This window comes from Streptomyces sp. MMS24-W38, assembly GCF_059889265.1.
In genome coordinates this window covers 1,287,824-1,303,373 of the sequence record NZ_JCBCPP010000001.1, presented here as the reverse complement: position 1 = coordinate 1,303,373, position 15,550 = coordinate 1,287,824, and the positions used below count along the sequence as shown (strand labels likewise).

13 protein-coding genes are annotated in these 15,550 nt (G+C 71.1%); 11 read left to right on the top strand and 2 right to left on the bottom strand.

The window, feature by feature from the left end; all coding sequences use genetic code 11:
- Nucleotides 1-78 precede the first annotated feature (78 nt).
- The 5 genes from AC6F7H_RS04635 to AC6F7H_RS04615 all read left to right on the top strand — a co-directional run bounded on the left by AC6F7H_RS04635 (nt 79) and on the right by AC6F7H_RS04615 (nt 3,498).
- Nucleotides 79-738: a histidine phosphatase family protein gene (locus tag AC6F7H_RS04635; protein WP_500755382.1), complete on the top strand. Its 660-nt coding sequence runs from the start codon at nt 79-81 to the stop codon at nt 736-738.
- A gap of 12 nt (nt 739-750) precedes the next feature.
- Nucleotides 751-1,659, top strand: a complete 909-nt coding sequence (locus AC6F7H_RS04630; RefSeq protein WP_500755381.1) for an ADP-ribosylglycohydrolase family protein — start codon at nt 751-753, stop codon at nt 1,657-1,659.
- Between the two features lie 46 nt (nt 1,660-1,705).
- The gene (locus AC6F7H_RS04625) at nt 1,706-2,017 is read left to right on the top strand and encodes a TetR-like C-terminal domain-containing protein (RefSeq protein ID WP_500755380.1); all 312 of its coding nucleotides are present in this window, start codon (nt 1,706-1,708) and stop codon (nt 2,015-2,017) included.
- 81 nt (nt 2,018-2,098) lie between these two features.
- Complete coding sequence (rnhB, locus tag AC6F7H_RS04620; RefSeq protein ID WP_500755379.1) at nt 2,099-2,800, top strand: ribonuclease HII; 702 nt, start codon at nt 2,099-2,101, stop codon at nt 2,798-2,800.
- Nucleotides 2,801-2,868: 68 nt separating this feature from the next.
- Complete coding sequence (locus tag AC6F7H_RS04615; protein ID WP_500755378.1) at nt 2,869-3,498, top strand: hypothetical protein; 630 nt, start codon at nt 2,869-2,871, stop codon at nt 3,496-3,498.
- A 64-nt stretch (nt 3,499-3,562) separates the two neighbouring features.
- On the opposite strand, the gene AC6F7H_RS04610 is transcribed toward AC6F7H_RS04615, so the two are convergent.
- Both AC6F7H_RS04610 and AC6F7H_RS04605 read right to left on the bottom strand, forming a co-directional pair.
- Nucleotides 3,563-4,168, bottom strand: a complete 606-nt coding sequence (locus AC6F7H_RS04610; RefSeq protein ID WP_500755377.1) for a hypothetical protein — start codon at nt 4,166-4,168, stop codon at nt 3,563-3,565.
- 224 nt (nt 4,169-4,392) lie between these two features.
- Nucleotides 4,393-6,558, bottom strand: a complete 2,166-nt coding sequence (locus AC6F7H_RS04605; RefSeq protein WP_500755376.1) for a RecQ family ATP-dependent DNA helicase — start codon at nt 6,556-6,558, stop codon at nt 4,393-4,395.
- A gap of 186 nt (nt 6,559-6,744) precedes the next feature.
- Here AC6F7H_RS04605 and AC6F7H_RS04600 point away from each other — a divergent pair, with 186 nt between their 5' ends.
- From AC6F7H_RS04600 to AC6F7H_RS04575, 6 genes are all read left to right on the top strand, one after another.
- Entirely contained in the window at nt 6,745-8,481 is a 1,737-nt protein-coding gene (locus AC6F7H_RS04600) for a DUF4192 domain-containing protein (RefSeq protein WP_500755374.1), read from the top strand.
- 156 nt (nt 8,482-8,637) lie between these two features.
- Nucleotides 8,638-9,396 carry an NUDIX hydrolase gene (locus tag AC6F7H_RS04595; RefSeq protein ID WP_500755373.1) on the top strand — a complete coding sequence of 253 codons (759 nt, stop codon included), beginning with the start codon at nt 8,638-8,640 and terminating at the stop codon, nt 9,394-9,396.
- Nucleotides 9,397-9,495: 99 nt separating this feature from the next.
- A complete protein-coding gene (locus tag AC6F7H_RS04590) occupies nt 9,496-11,379 on the top strand; it encodes an ABC transporter ATP-binding protein (RefSeq protein WP_500755371.1) in 1,884 nt (627 codons plus the stop codon).
- A 163-nt stretch (nt 11,380-11,542) separates the two neighbouring features.
- Nucleotides 11,543-12,415, top strand: coding sequence for a FadR/GntR family transcriptional regulator (locus tag AC6F7H_RS04585; protein ID WP_500755370.1), 873 nt, complete (start codon nt 11,543-11,545; stop codon nt 12,413-12,415).
- A 477-nt stretch (nt 12,416-12,892) separates the two neighbouring features.
- Entirely contained in the window at nt 12,893-14,422 is a 1,530-nt protein-coding gene (locus tag AC6F7H_RS04580; protein ID WP_500755368.1) for an RNA polymerase sigma factor, read from the top strand.
- Nucleotides 14,423-14,612: 190 nt separating this feature from the next.
- On the top strand, nt 14,613-15,455 hold the full coding sequence (locus AC6F7H_RS04575; protein WP_500755367.1) for a S1 family peptidase: 843 nt from the start codon (nt 14,613-14,615) through the stop codon (nt 15,453-15,455).
- The last annotated feature ends 95 nt before the right edge of the window (nt 15,456-15,550 follow it).

Below are 15,550 nucleotides of genomic sequence, written 5' to 3'. Positions count from 1 at the left end.
TGCAGGAAGTGTGTGACCTGTGCCGTACGGGGTGCGTGCGGGTGCTCGGTCGGTCGTCGCCCGTTCTAGGGTTTCGGCATGGCACGACCACGGCGCATCGTCCTTGTCCGGCACGGTGAATCAACGGGCAATGTTGACGACTCCGTTTATGAGCGCGAACCCGATCACGCGCTGGCCCTGACCGAGCGGGGCCGGCGGCAGGCGGAGGAGACGGGTAAGCGGTTGCGCGACCTGTTCGGCCACGAGCACGTCAGCGTGTACGTGTCCCCCTACCGCCGTACGCACCAGACGCTGAGCGCCTTCGGGCTCGACCCGGAGCTCATACGCGTGCGTGAGGAGCCGAGACTGCGCGAGCAGGACTGGGGGAACTGGCAGGACCAGAAGGACGTGGGCCTGCAGAAGGAACGCCGGGACGCGTACGGCCACTTCTTCTATCGCTTCGCCCAGGGAGAGTCCGGCGCCGACGTCTACGACCGGGTCGACGGCTTCCTGGAGAGCCTCTTCCGCAGTTTCGATGCCCCCGACCATCCGCCGAACGTCCTCATCGTGACGCACGGTCTGGCCATGCGGTTGTTCTGCATGCGGTGGTTCCACTGGACCGTGGCGGAGTTCGAATGCCTGTCGAACCCGGGGAACGCCGAGACGCGGATGCTCGTTCTGGGCGAGGACGGCAAGTACACGCTTGACCGGCCCTTCGAACGCTGGCGGGAGCCTGAACCGTATGGGATCACCGGATAGAGTGGCAGGGCGATGACCGCTGACTTCTCCTTTGCCGGGCGCCTGGACCGCGCCCTGGTCAGCCTGCGCGGCCTGTCGGTGGGGGACGCGCTGGGCTCGCAGTTCTTCGTTCCGGGGAACTATCCGCTGCTCATGCGCCGTGAGCTGCCCCCAGGCCACTGGCAGTGGACGGACGACACGGAGATGGCCTGCTCGGTCGTCGCCGTCCTGGCCGCTCACCAGCGGATCGACCAGGAGGCCCTCGCACAGTCCTTCGCCGGGCACCACGACTTCGACCGAGGCTACGGGCCCGCGGTCGGCCGGCTGCTGCGGCTGGTCCGTGAGGGCGGCGACTGGCGGGAGCTCGCCGCCGGGCTCTTCGACGGTCAGGGTTCCTGGGGCAACGGGGCGGCGATGCGCATCGCACCGCTGGGTGCCTGGTACGCGGACGATCCGGAGCAGGCCGTCCACCAGGCCGAGATCTCGGCCTACCCCACCCACCAGCATCGTGAGGCCGTGGTCGGCGCGATGGCCGTCGCCGCGGCAGCCGCGCTCGCCGCCGCCCCCGGGGGGACGCCCGCTCCGGAAGCCCTGCTCGACGGGGTCGTCGCACTGGTGCCCAAGAGGAGCGCGGTCGGTGCGGGGCTGCGCCGGGCCCGGGACATGCTCGACTTCGGTGATGTGGCCACCGTCGCAGCCGTACTCGGTTGCGGACGGCGTACGACGGCCCACGACACCGTGCCCTTCGCGCTGTGGTCGGCCGCGCGGGCCCTGGGCGACTACGAGCAGGCGTTCTGGACGACGGCCCAGGCGGGCGGAGACGTGGACACGACGTGCGCCATCGTGGGCGGGGTGGTCGCGGCGGGGAAGGCCGGGGGGCCGCCTCCCGGGTGGATCGAGCGGGTCGAGGGGCTGCCGAGCTGGATGCCGGTGTCGCTCTAGCCGCCTGTCTGTCCGGAGCCGTCCGTCCGGCCGACACGGCCTGACGGTGGAGGAACTCGTCGAGGCTGCCCTGCGATCGGTGGTTCACGAATGCGATTCCACGCAGGCCGATCGGTTCCATGCCGTGTTCTTCGGAGGGGTGGCGGAGTCGGCCGTCGCGATGCTCCGGGAGGTGATCGAGCATGGGATCGAGCGCGAGGAAGTGCGCCCGGACGCGGCGCGCGGCTACGTCTTCGACGTCATTCCGGCGATGGCGATGTGCCGGTTCACAATGTGCGGAAGCCAATGGCGGGACAGGGACGTGGAGGAGATGATCGGCCGGCCGATGATTTTGCTGCTGCGGCCGAGCGGCTCCTGAGCCGGGTCGTCGTGGACCGTGACATCGTTCGGGGAACCTGGGTGTCGCGGGCCGTTCCGGTCGGCGTACGCTAAGGGCGCCATGCCGTACGAACCACCGACTCACACCGTCGAGCGCTCTCTCCGCGCCACGACCGGGGCGAAGATCGTCGCAGGTGTCGACGAGGTGGGGCGCGGCGCCTGGGCCGGTCCCGTCACCGTCTGCGCGGCGATCACCGGACTGCGTCGGCCCCCTGAAGGTCTCACCGACTCCAAGCTCCTCACCGTCAAGCGGCGCGCCGAACTCGACCGGACGCTGAGGAGTTGGGTGACGTCGTACGCCCTGGGGCACGCGTCCCACGAGGAGATCGACCAGCTGGGGATGACGGCCGCGCTGCGGCTGGCGGCGGTACGCGCGCTCGAGGCGCTGCCGGTCCGGCCCGACGCGGTGATACTCGACGGCAAGCACGACTATCTCGGGGCGCCCTGGCGGGTCCGAACCGTGATCAAGGGCGATCAGTCGTGCGTGGCGGTCGCGGCGGCCTCGGTGATCGCCAAGGTGCACCGCGACAAAATGATGGCCGAACTGGGTGCCGACCATGCAGACTTCGGTTTTGCGGACAACGCCGGGTATCCGTCACCCGTGCACAGGGCCGCGCTGGAGGTCCGGGGGCCCACCCCCTACCACCGGTTGTCGTGGGCGTATCTTGATGCGCTGCCCCAGTGGCGGCATCTCAAGAAGGTCCGCAGCCGGGCGGACGGAAGCGTTCCGGAGATCGAGGGCCAGCTCGGCTTCGACTTCTGACGGTTCCGTTCGCACTCATGTGCCACCCGGTGGCGCGAGCCGTACCAACGTTTGATAAAAATCAGCCCATGCCTCTCATTCCCGAGGAGCCTCAGATTCACGAGAGTGCCCAGGGTCCCCGCGCCACTCCGGCCAGCAGCCGTACCGCGCCGACCCCCCGCCCCGTACCCGGTCCCCGCCCTGTGGCTCCGCCGCGTCCCGGTCGTCCCGGCCCGGCCCGGCCGGCGCCCCCGGCGCAACGCACGCCACGCGATGCCGCTGCGGCGGCCGGGCCCGTCCCTCCGAAGCCGGCCGCCGCTGCCGCGGACGGCACCCAGATCCAGCTCATTCCGGCCTCGGTCCAGGGGGCGCTCGACGCCGCCGAGGAAGCCGTGGACCTGCTGCTGGACTCGGGCCGTTCCCCGGGCGACGTGCTGGTGATCACCACCGGCGAGCCGCATCCGTGGGTCACCCACGAGCTGTCCTTCGGTGAAGCGTCCTACTGGGCTCTGCACGACGCCGGTGACGACGTCTTCCACACGGACGTCGCCGGTGCGGAGCGCGCCGGGGCGCGGCCCGTCGTCGTGGTCGCCGTCAACGGCGGTTCCGAGTCGGTGGCCGCGTCGGCCCTGTCCGTCGCCCACGCCAAGGCCACCGCTCTGCTGATCGTCTGCGGCGACCCGAAGCGGATCAACTCGGTGACGAACGCGGGCGTCTGAGCCGACGCCCTGGCGCCCGTCGGTGCGGGCGCCAGGTCCCGGTCCAGGGGAGCACCGTCGGCCCTCAGCGTGCCGCCGCGCGGCGCAGGACCTCGGACGCGACACCGCCGGTGCGTGGTATCCGCGGCGGTGCCTCGGCCGTGGCGAACGGCTCCGGCGCCGATTCGGCGGTGGGCCGGCGCCCACCGCGCCCCTCTCCGAGCACCTGCCAGCCGTCACGGGTCAGCGTGATGTACGCCCCGCAGCGCAGCCCGTGCAGCGTGCAGGCGTCCCGCAGCCCCCACATCCACGCGCCGTCCTCCTCCGTCCAACGCGCGTCGCCGTCACGGCAGTAGAGCAGTACGGCGGTACGCACCGGGGTACGGCGCCGCAGATCGTGCGGGATGATCCGGCGCAACTGGGACAGCAGCGCGTTACGGAACATCCAGCCGTCCGCCGGGGCGGGACGGCGGGTGAACGAAGCGCTCGCCCGCAGTCGATCGTCCGGGTCGAGCACGGCGACGACCGCGGTCGTCGGCCCGGGACGATGCCGGGCGTGCAGACCGCTGACGACCTCACGCGGGTTGCGCAGCAGCGGAATTCCCGCGGCAGCCCACTCCGCGGGTTCGAGCACACGAGTAGCGGAGGTCGACAGTGATGCGGCCGAGGACGAAGCGAATCCGAAGGTCACGGTCCTCCCTTCGGCTACGCCCGGACTGAGGGCGGGGGCGGATTTCGGGGAGCGCGCACGCAACAGAGCCCAACCTGATCGGCGGACGAACCGTGCGGGTGCGGACCTCGATTCTTCCCGTCGAACCTGGATGCGGCAACGAGCAATCACGCGGGGAGACCGGTATCTCATGATCAGCGGCTTATATCCCTGCCCGGTGTGCCGGACGCGGTCCCCGCGGGGTGTCAGCCCTGTACGGCCAGTACCAGGGGCAGCACCCCCTCGGCGCCGGCCCGCCGGAGCAGGCGTGCCGTGACCGCGAGGGTCCAGCCCGTCTCCGTGTAGTCGTCCACCAGAAGCACCGGCCCCCCGGCCTCGGCGAGGGCCGTGGCGAGAGAGGAAGGGACGGCCAGCGCCCCGTCGAGGGCCTTCAGACGCTGCGCGCTGTTGCTCCGGGACGCCGGCCGGGCCTCGTCCGTGTACTGCACGGAACCCAGCAGGGGCAGGCGTCCGACCTCCGCGATGTGCGCTCCCAGCGAGTGGATCAGGGCGGGGCGGGTGCGGGAGGGGAGGGTGACCACACCGACCGGCCGGGGCTGGGCGTCCGGCGCTCCCGAGGCCCAGCCGCCGGGCCCCTTGGCCCAGCCGGCCAGCACATCCACCACGGCCTTCGCCACGTCGTCGGGCGCAGGCCCGTCCGGGGCCTGGGGCGCGAACATCGGACGCAGCCGGTTGCCCCAGCCGATGTCCGACAGACGCCCCAACGCCCGGCCTTGAGCGCTCTGTTCCCCGGCCGGAATGCGCCCCTTGAGGTCCATGCCGATCGCCGGAAGCCCGGTGGGCCACATGCGCCGCGGTTCCACCTCTACTCCCGCCCGGTCGAGATCCACGCGGGCCGCCTCGAGCGCCGCGGGAGAGGCTTCGGGGATGTAGCGCGCGCCCGCGCAGTTGTCGCAGCGGCCGCAGGGTTTCGCGCCCGCGTCGTCCAACTGGCGCTGCAGGAACTCCATCCGGCAGTCCGCGGTCGTCGCGTACTCGCGCATTGCCTGCTGTTCGGCTCCCCGCTGGCGGGCCACCCACGCGTACCGCTCGGCGTCGTACGTCCATGGCTGGCCGGTCGCGACCCAGCCTCCCTTGACCCGTCGCACCGCCCCGTCCACGTCGAGGACCTTGAGCATGGTCTCCAGCCGGGAGCGGCGCAGCTCGACCAGGGGTTCGAGGGCGGGCAACGACATGGGCCGGTCCGCGTGGCCGAGAACGTCGAGTGTGCGGCGCACCAGTTCCTCCGAGGGGAAGGCGAGGGACGCGAAGTACGTCCAGATCGCCTCGTCCTCCTTGCCCGGAAGGAGCAGGACTTCGGCATGGCGCACACCACGGCCGGCGCGGCCGACCTGCTGGTAGTAGGAGATGGGAGAGGACGGTGAGCCGAGGTGGACCACGAATCCCAGGTCCGGCTTGTCGAAGCCCATACCGAGGGCGGAGGTGGCGACCAGGGCCTTCACCTTGTTGGCGAGCAGGTCCTCCTCCGACTGTTGCCGTTCCGCGTTCTCCGTCTTGCCGGTGTACGAGGCGACGGTGTGGCCGCGCTGCCGCAGGAATGCGGTCACCTCTTCGGCGGCTGCCACGGTGAGGGTGTAGACGATCCCGGAGCCCGGCAGTTCGTCGAGGTGATCGGCGAGCCAGGCCATCCGGTGCGCGGCGTCCGGCAGGCGCAGCACACTCAGGCTCAGGCTCTCCCGGTCCAGCGGACCCCGCAGCACCAGGGCGTCAGAGGTGCCTCCCGTGCCGAGTTGCTCCGCGACGTCGGCGGTCACCCGGGCGTTGGCGGTGGCGGTGGTGGCCAGGACGGGCACGCCGGGCGGGAGATCGGTGAGCATGGTGCGCAGCCGGCGGTAGTCGGGGCGGAAGTCGTGGCCCCAGTCGGAGATGCAGTGCGCCTCGTCCACCACGAGGAGTCCGGTCGCGGCGGAGAGTTTGGGCAGTACGTGATCACGGAAGTCGGGGTTGTTCAGCCGCTCCGGACTCACCAGCAGGACATCGACCGCGCCCGCGGCGATCTCGGTCTGGACGGTGTCCCATTCCTCGCTGTTGGAGGAGTTGATGGTGCGGGCGTGGATACCGGCTCTGGCCGCGGCCTCGACCTGGTTGCGCATCAGCGCCAGGAGGGGGGAGACGATCACTGTGGGACCGCTGCCCCGGGCCCGCAGCAGGGACGTGGCCACGAAGTAGACCGCGGACTTGCCCCAGCCCGTGCGCTGGACGACCAGGGCCCGGCGCTTGTCGGCGACCAGCGCCTCGATCGCTCGCCACTGGTCCTCGCGCAGCCGGGCCTCTCCCGAGGCGTCCCCGACGAGCCGGGCGAGGACGGCGTCCGCCGCCGTCCGGAGATCCGCGTTGTTCGTGTGCTCCATGAGTCCCATACAACAGGACGGCAAGGACAGCCGGGCTGCGGTGCGGGGCGGCGAGAGGATGGGCCTTGTGTGGTAATCGGGTCACAGCGGAAGCGAAAGTGCAGGTCAGGCGGGCGTATGACGTGTTCCTGATGGGAGTTGTCCACAGGGCGGGCAGGGTTTCCCGATCCGCGAAATCTTCTTCTCATGACGAACCGCAGCGAAACGAACGGATCCTCCGAAAACGACGGCATCACCGGGCGGAAGCGGGGCGAGCGCGCCGGCCTTCCGGACCCCGAGGACGTCGTCCACCCCGCCGAGCTCTCACGGCAGAGGAGGCACGACGGCGAGCACACGCACCCACGGCGTACGAAGGACATCGCCTGCACCGCCTACGGCGACCACGGCGACGCGCAGCAGGTCACGCTGCGCACCCCCGCCGAACTCGCCGACGCGCTGCCCTACCTCCTCGGCTACCGGCCCGAGGACAGCATCGTCCTGGTCGCCCTGTACGACAAGGACGGGCGGAGCCGGTTCGGCGGTCGTGCCAGGCTCGGCATCCCCGCGAACAAGGACGACTGGCCCGCGGCCGCCCGGCAACTGGCCCAGGGGCTGGTGACGGGCAGCGAGCGCCGAGGCGCCAAGCCCGAGCAGATGGTCGTCTTCCTCTGCCAGGAACCGGGCAGCCGCGAACCCGGAGCGCGGGTCAAGAAGCGGTTGGGCCCGCTCGCTCACGCGCTGCGCGTGGAGTGCGGTGCCCTCGACGTCCCCGTGGTGGAGGCACTGTGTCTGTCGGACGGCCGCTTCTGGTCGTACTGCTGTGCCGACGAGGCATGCTGTCCGCTGGAGGGGACGCCGATGGGGCTGCCCGGTACCTCGGTGCTGGCCGCCGCCGCGACCTACGCCGGACTTCAGGTCCGGGGCACGCTGCGGGAGCTGAGGGCGAGGTTCCTCCCGCGGGAGAACGCCGCCGTCGAACAGGAAGCCGCCCTGGACGCCGCCAGCAAGGCGCTGATCCCCAGGATCCTCGACGCGGCGGGCCGATGCCAGGTCGCCGAAAGGACGCTGGAACTGGCCGAGCAGATCATGGGCCGGCTCGCCGGCGTCCCGTCCGTGCCCGGCATGCTCCCGGCGGATCTGCGGGACGACGAACTGCTCCGGCACGACGAGGCGGCGACGCTGATCCTCGGTCTGCAGGACCGGACGACCCGGGACCGCGCGGCCGCGTGGATGGAGGGTGAGGAAGCAGGTCCCGCGCTCCGGCTGTGGCGGGCCCTGGCGCGCCGCTGCGTCGGTTCGTACGGCGAACACGCCGCGGCGCCCCTGACGCTCGCCGGCTGGGTCGCGTGGTCCACCGGCGACGAACTGGAAGCCAGGGAGGCGCTTGCGATGGCCCTGGGCGCCGATCCCGACTACCTCTTCGCCCGTCTTCTCCACCAGGCCTGCAACGAGGGCCTCGACCCGGAATCGATCCGCCGATGCCTGCGAGCGGAACGCGAGAGCCGTGGGAAGACGGACCACGGCGGCCCGGCCGCCGCCCCTCCGGTCCCTCCGGCCGCTCCCGCCACCGACCCGGCCACCGGGACCGGAGAGGGGGAGGGCATCGGGGCGCCGGGCGTGCGGGCGCCGGATGCCGGGGAGGGGGCCACGCCTTCCGCGGAGGCGGCATCCGTGCGACACGAGATGTCACCGCGCCGCCGACGGCGCACGCGTGCCTCCGGTACCGGTGACGGGTCCCCGAGTCGGCCGCGTTCGGACGGACGCCGGCCGAGCGCGCGGATCCCGGCTCCCCGTGAGCCGCGTAATCCCCGTACCGCGATCGGTGGCACGCGTCCGGGTGGGGAGCGCCCCGGGCACGAGGGGCCGGGCGGCACGCGTTCTCGTCGCACGGCCTCGCCGGAAGGTGCGCGGCCCCGGGGCCGGGGGAGTGCGGGAGTGGAGTGACCGGGCTCAGTGACTGAGCGGGAGGGCGATGCCGCCGGCGGACGGCGCGCCCTCCGAGCCCCCGCCGCACAGGTGAGCGGGTGAGAGGGTGAACCGGCGAGCCGACGAGTCAGCGAAGAGAGTGTTTATCGTCAGGGAGACGACTATGATCGCCGCATGTCCTACGACCCGTCAGCCTTTCCGCCCTTCGCCGTCACCGTGGACCTGGTCGTGCTGACCGTGCGCCGCCATGCCCTGTGCGCGCTGGCGGTACGCAGGGGCGAACCGCCGTTTCAGGGGCGGTGGGCGCTGCCCGGCGGATTTGTGCGGGCCGACGAGGACCTGTCCCAGGCCGCGGCGCGTGAACTGGCGGAGGAGACCGGGCTGCGGGTGCACGACCCCGCTGCCCCCGCCCAGGCCGACGGCGCACACCTGGAACAGCTCGCCACCTACGGCGATCCCAAGCGCGACCCCCGGATGCGTGTCGTCAGCGTCGCGCACCTCGCACTCGCTCCCGACCTGCCCGCACCCAGGGCGGGTGGCGACGCCAGCAACGCGCGTTGGGCCCCGGTCGAGGAAATGCTGCAACAGGCGGGGTACGGCAGAGGCGACGAGCCGGCGGTGCCCCTCGCCTTCGACCACGCTCAGATCCTGGCGGACGGGGTGGAGCGCGCCCGCTCCAAGATCGAGTACTCGTCGCTGGCCACGGCCTTCTGCCCGCCCGAGTTCACCGTCGGTGAGCTGCGCCGCGTCTACGAGGCGGTGTGGGGGGTGGCGCTGGACCCGCGCAACTTCCACCGCAAGGTGACGGGAACACCGGGCTTTCTGGTTCCGACGGGTGGCACGACCACCCGGCAGGGCGGTCGCCCCGCTCAGCTCTTCCGAGCCGGCGGAGCCACCCTGCTCAATCCGCCGATGCTGCGCCCCGAGGTGTGACACGGGGGGTGCATCACGGATCCCGCACGGCTGATTCCCCATCCCCAACAGGTCTGGTGATGCCCGAAAAATCCGGCATGTCACGCTATCTTGCTTCGGGTGATCCAGGCCTTCGGACTGACCAGCAATCCCCGCAAAGAGCTTCCGCCCGCCGTCGACGACGTCTCCTTCGAGGCGTACGCAGGCCACGTCACCGCGCTGCTCGGGGCGCCGGGCGCAGGCAAGACGACGGTACTCAGACTCATGCTCGAACTCCAACCGGGCCGTGGGACCACCCACTTCAGAGGCCGTCCCCTGCACCGCATCGGCCACCCGTCCCGTGAAGTCGGCGTGCTGCTGGGTGAGGTGCCGGGGCACCCCGCACGCACCGTCCGCGGACACCTGCGCATGCTGTGCGCCGCCGCGGGAGTCCCGGTCCGCCGTGCCGACGAAGTCCTCGAAGTCGTCGGGCTGGTGAGCCTGCGCGAGGAACGCCTCGGCACGCTCTCGCGCGGTATGGACCGACGCCTCGGGCTGGCCTGCGCACTGCTGGCGGACCCGCACACCCTCGTGCTCGACGAACCCGCCCGCGGACTCTCCGCCGGCGAGAACCGCTGGCTCCACGGCATGCTCCGGGCCTACGCGGCCCGGGGCGGCACCGTTCTGAGTACGACGGACGACCCCAAGGAGGCGGCGCGCCTCGCGGACCGGGTGGTCACCCTCGAGCGGGGTCGGGTCGTGGCCGACCAGCCGGCCGCGGACTTCTCGCGCACCCGACTTCGCCCCCGCGTCGCCGTCCGCACACCGCACGCCGCCCGTCTGTCCGCGCTGCTCGCCAAGGAGGCCCGTGCCGCCCGGCGTTCCGTGGAGGTTGCTCAGGAGGGGGGCAACCACATCTCCGTCTACGGCAGTACCTGCGCCGACGTGGGTGAGATCGCGTTCCGGAACGGCGTCGTCGTACACCAACTCGCGGACGAGACGGGGGACATGGGTCCCGGGGCGGGCACGCTGCACACCGAGCAGCCGTCGGCTCCCTCGGGCGAGCCGCCTTCCTCCGCCACGCCAACCTCTGCCCCCACGCCGTCTTCCGTCGTCGAGCCGTCCTCTGCTGTCGAGCCGTCCTCCGACCCGCTGCCCTCCGCCGCTGAGAACCCGGCCGGATCCCGTGCCGTTGGCGGATACCGTCTCCCGGAGTCCTCGGGCGGTCTGCCGCCTCTCATTTCGGTCCGTCCCGCCCCCCGCCCCCTTCGTCCGGTGCGCTACGAGATCCGTCGGGTCACCGGTGTCGGTACCGGGTTCCTCGTCGGCGCCGTCGTGCTCGCGGTGTCCGTGCTCACCGCGGTACTGCTGGCCCGTACCGGGCACACCCCGCAGCCGCGGCTGCTCGCAGCGTGGCCCAGGGAGTTGCCTCTGCCGCCCGCGGCCCTCGGGGCGGGGCTGCTCGGCGCGCTGGCTTCCGGCGACGAGTTCCGCCACCCCGCTCTGGCGGCGGACCGGGGCAGCGTGCCCCGGCGCCTGGGGCTGCTGACCGCGAAACTCCTCGTCGCCTCGGCCACCGCGCTGGTGCTGGCCGTGCTGACGATCGGGTGCGACGCCGAAGTGCTCTATCTCTTGTACGGCCGGGAGCTCGTCGAAGTCCCCGGCGACTGGTTCCCGCTCGGGGTGAGTTGGCTCGGACTCGTGATCGGGTGCGCCTGGACGGGGGTGCTGGCGGCGGGGATCTTCCGGTCCACCACCGCCGGACTCGCCGCGGTCGTCGCCGTGCCCCTCCTCGTGGTGCCCCTGGTGCGGAAAGCGGTGAGCGGGTCGTCGGTGCGGACTGCGGCGGGGTTGCCGCTGCGGCTGCGTGAGATGTTCCCGCTCCAGTGGCCCTTCGGGGGCGAGCGGTACCTGGAGGGCGCGTTGCGGATGTTCGCCCAACCTGTGGGCGGTGCCCTGACGTTGTCGCTGGCGGTGTTGCTCTGCGCATATCTGCTCACATCTTTGCGGAACAGGGCCCGTTGACGACCGGCCGTGACTCAATCGGTCCGTCCGTGCCGACAACTCCCCGGGGAGAGCCCACGTCTTTCCGATAAGGCGTCAATTGCGACGGGGTGAGCGATCACCCTTTCGTGTGCTTTTCACCAAACTCCTCAAGGGAGTTGGGAGCCGCGCCGACAAAAGATGCGTGAGTACCCTTGCGCACACCATGATGACCACCGCCCGCTCCGCAGACTCCGGCCTCGCGAACCCGGGCGAAATCGACCGCTACCCCTATGCCGACACGCCCGTCGGCGGCCGCGCCGGGGCCCCTGTCTGGGACACCGATCCCGAACTGGGCCGCGCGAGCCGCCGCGCCGCGGGCAGCCGCGGACGAGGGCTGCACGGCCAACTCGTTCAGCAGCTGGGTCAGATGATCGTTTCGGGTGATCTGGGAGCCGACCGCCCCCTGGTTCCCGAGGAGATCGGCCAGCGTTTCGAGGTCTCCCGCACCGTCGTCCGTGAATCGCTCCGTGTCCTGGAGGCCAAGGGCCTGGTCAGCGCCCGCCCGAACGTCGGTACGCGCGTGCGCCCGGTCAGCGACTGGAATCTCCTCGACCCGGACATCATCGAATGGCGGGCCTTCGGGCCTCAGCGGGACGACCAGCGCCGTGAGCTCTGCGAGCTGCGCTGGACGATCGAGCCGCTGGCCGCCCGTCTCGCCGCCGGGCACGGACGTGAGGACGTTCAGCAGCGTCTGTCCGACATGGTGGAGATCATGGGCCACGCGATGGGACAGGGTGACGCGCTGACCTTCGCCCGGGCCGACTCCGAGTTCCATTCGCTGCTCATCCAGGTCGCCGGCAACCGCATGCTGGAGCACCTCTCCGGGATCGTGTCCGCCGCGCTGCAGGTCTCGGGTGGGCCGGCCACGGGCTGCGAGCGACCCAACGAGACGTCGCTCGCGCACCACGGCCAGATCGTCGACGCCCTCGCCGGCGGTGACGGCGAGGCGGCCGAGGCCGCCATGAGCCAGCTACTGATGGTCCACCCCGTGGTGCCCGCCCCGCGCGAGCACTGAAACCCTCGCGCGCACCGAACGCCCCCGCGTGTCCTCCGCGCGAGCACTGACCGCGTTCCGAAGGCGGCCAGGTCCGGCGTGCCACCCCCTCCTGTGGCAGCGTCCGACCGGTGAGCCGTCTCCTGCCGGGCCCCGCGGGATCACCTTTGATCCCGCGGGGTCCTACAGTGGTGAAGGGGCCGTAAGGTCCGGCACCGTGCCGCTGTCACCCCCGAGTGCCCGTTTCTGTCCCGGTCTGATCGATTCCGGGCGCTTACGGGATGTGACTCGGGCCACGCGGATTGGGCGTAACACTCCTGGAAAGAACGCGATGACCTAAGAGGTGGCAGTCGCGGAGGGAATACGGACGCCGTTCACGGCGCTGTGCACCTCCCCGGCCCCCGCCCGCACCGTCGGCCCATCCCCAAGTCGGCGGTCGGCTCCTGTCCGTCGTGGACGGGGCCGGAAGCCGTTATTCAACGTTCCGAGAGGTTGTTCGTGTCGGCCAGCACATCCCGTACGCTCCCGCCGGAGATCACCGAATCCGTCTCTGTCATGGCGCTCATCGAGCGGGGAAAGGCTGAGGGGCAGATCGCCGGCGATGACGTGCGTCGGGCCTTTGAAGCTGACCAGATTCCGGCCACTCAGTGGAAGAACGTACTGCGCAGCCTCAACCAGATCCTCGAGGAAGAGGGTGTGACGCTGATGGTCAGTGCCGCGGAGCCCAAGCGCACCCGAAAGAGCGTCGCAGCGAAGAGTCCCGCCAAGCGCACCGCCACCAAGACGGTCGCGGCGAAGGCGACGACCACCCGGAAGACCAGCGCCTCAGCCACACCTGCCGCATCCGCCGCGGACGCCGTCGCCGAGGAGGAGGCGCCCGCCAAGAAGGCGGCTGCCAAGAAGACCACCGCCAGGAAGACGGCCGCCAAGAAGACCACCGCCAGGAAGACGGCCGCCAAGAAGACCGCGGCCAAGAAGGACGACATCGAGGCGACGGACGAAGAGGCCGTCGAGGAGACCAAGGCGACGGAGGAGCCGGAGGGCACGGAGAACGCCGGTTTCGTCCTGTCCGACGAGGACGAGGACGACGCGCCCGCTCAGCAGGTCGCCGCCGCCGGTGCCACCGCCGACCCGGTCAAGGACTACCTCAAGCAGATCGGCAAGGTGCCCCTGCTCAACGCCGAGCAGGAGGTCGAGCTCGCCAAGCGGATCGAAGCCGGTCTGTTCGCCGAGGACAAGCTGGCCAACTCCGACAAGCTGGCGCCGAAGCTCAAGCGTGAGCTGGAGATCATCGCCGAGGACGGGCGCCGTGCCAAGAACCACCTCCTGGAGGCCAACCTCCGTCTGGTGGTCTCCCTGGCCAAGCGCTACACCGGCCGCGGCATGCTTTTCCTGGACCTCATCCAGGAGGGCAACCTCGGTCTGATCCGCGCGGTGGAGAAGTTCGACTACACCAAGGGCTACAAGTTCTCCACCTATGCCACCTGGTGGATCCGTCAGGCGATCACCCGCGCGATGGCCGACCAGGCCCGCACCATCCGTATCCCGGTGCACATGGTCGAGGTCATCAACAAGCTCGCGCGCGTGCAGCGCCAGATGCTCCAGGACCTGGGCCGTGAGCCCACCCCGGAGGAGCTGGCCAAGGAACTCGACATGACCCCGGAGAAGGTCATCGAGGTCCAGAAGTACGGTCGCGAGCCCATCTCCCTGCACACCCCGCTGGGCGAGGACGGCGACAGCGAGTTCGGCGACCTCATCGAGGACTCCGAGGCCGTCGTCCCGGCCGACGCGGTCAGCTTCACGCTTCTGCAGGAGCAGCTGCACTCCGTCCTGGACACCCTGTCCGAGCGCGAGGCGGGCGTCGTCTCCATGCGCTTCGGTCTCACCGACGGTCAGCCGAAGACCCTCGACGAGATCGGCAAGGTGTACGGCGTCACCCGCGAGCGCATCCGCCAGATCGAGTCCAAGACCATGTCGAAGCTGCGCCATCCGTCCCGTTCCCAGGTGCTGCGCGACTACCTCGACTAGGCCGCCCAGGCGGCCGCCGCGCCGCGGCGGACCGCCGTACGAGGCGCGTCCACCAAGGCGTCGAGCCGTGTGTCCGCTGAGGCCCGGTCCCGTTCTCGGGACCGGGCCTCAGCGGTGTTCCGCGGGTGCGCGGTGTGACGAGGTGAATCACTCTGGGTGTCCCATCAACGCCCCAGTGTGAGGAGTGCGCATGCGTCATCGCCTAGCTCGGATTCTGGCCCGACCACTGGTCCTCGCCGCCGCAGCGACCGCGATACCGCTGGCAGCGGCCGCTCCGGCGGTTCCAGCGGTCCCGGGCGGTGTCGTCGTCGGAGGATTCCCGGTCGATGTGTCCGAGAGTCCGTGGACGGTGGCACTGGCCAGCCGTGACCGGTTCGGGGGTACCCGGGCGGGACAGTTCTGCGGCGGTGTGGCCGTCGGCCGGACCACCGTGCTCACCGCTGCCCACTGCATGGACGAGGAGGTCCTGGGGGCGGCGCCGGACCGGGTGCCCGACCTCAGGGTGATCTCGGGCCGTACGGACCTGCTCTCGGACCGGGGTGAGGAGATAGCCGTCCGGGAGACCTGGGTGAACCCGGGCTACGACCCGGTCAGCAACTCCGGCGACTTCGCCGTACTCACCCTGGCCACGGCGCTGCCCTCGGAGTCGGTCATCGGCATGGCCGCCGCGGGTGATCCCGGGTACCAGGTCGGTACGACCGCGACCGTCTACGGCTGGGGCGACACCACAGGCGCCGGTACCTTCGCCGGCGGCCTGCACGCGGCACGTGTGCGCGTCCTGCGCGACACCCTGTGCGAGGCCGCGTACCCGGACGGTGACGAAGGCAGGTATCACGCGGGGACCATGCTGTGCGCCGGCGAGAAGGCCGGCGGGCCGGACGCCTGCCAGGGGGACAGCGGCGGGCCGCTGGTGGCCCGGGGACGGCTGATCGGCCTGGTGTCCTGGGGGAGCGGCTGCGGCTGGGCGGGCAGCCCGGGGGTCTACACGCGTGTGTCCGATGTCGCGCGGACTCTCGGTCGAGCGTCGGCATGACAGTCGCGAGGGGGCGCCTCGAGGCGCCTGGAGGGCCCTGAGCAGGGTTCCGGGCGGCTCGCGGGGAAGCGCGTTCTCGGGCGCATCCCGGGTAC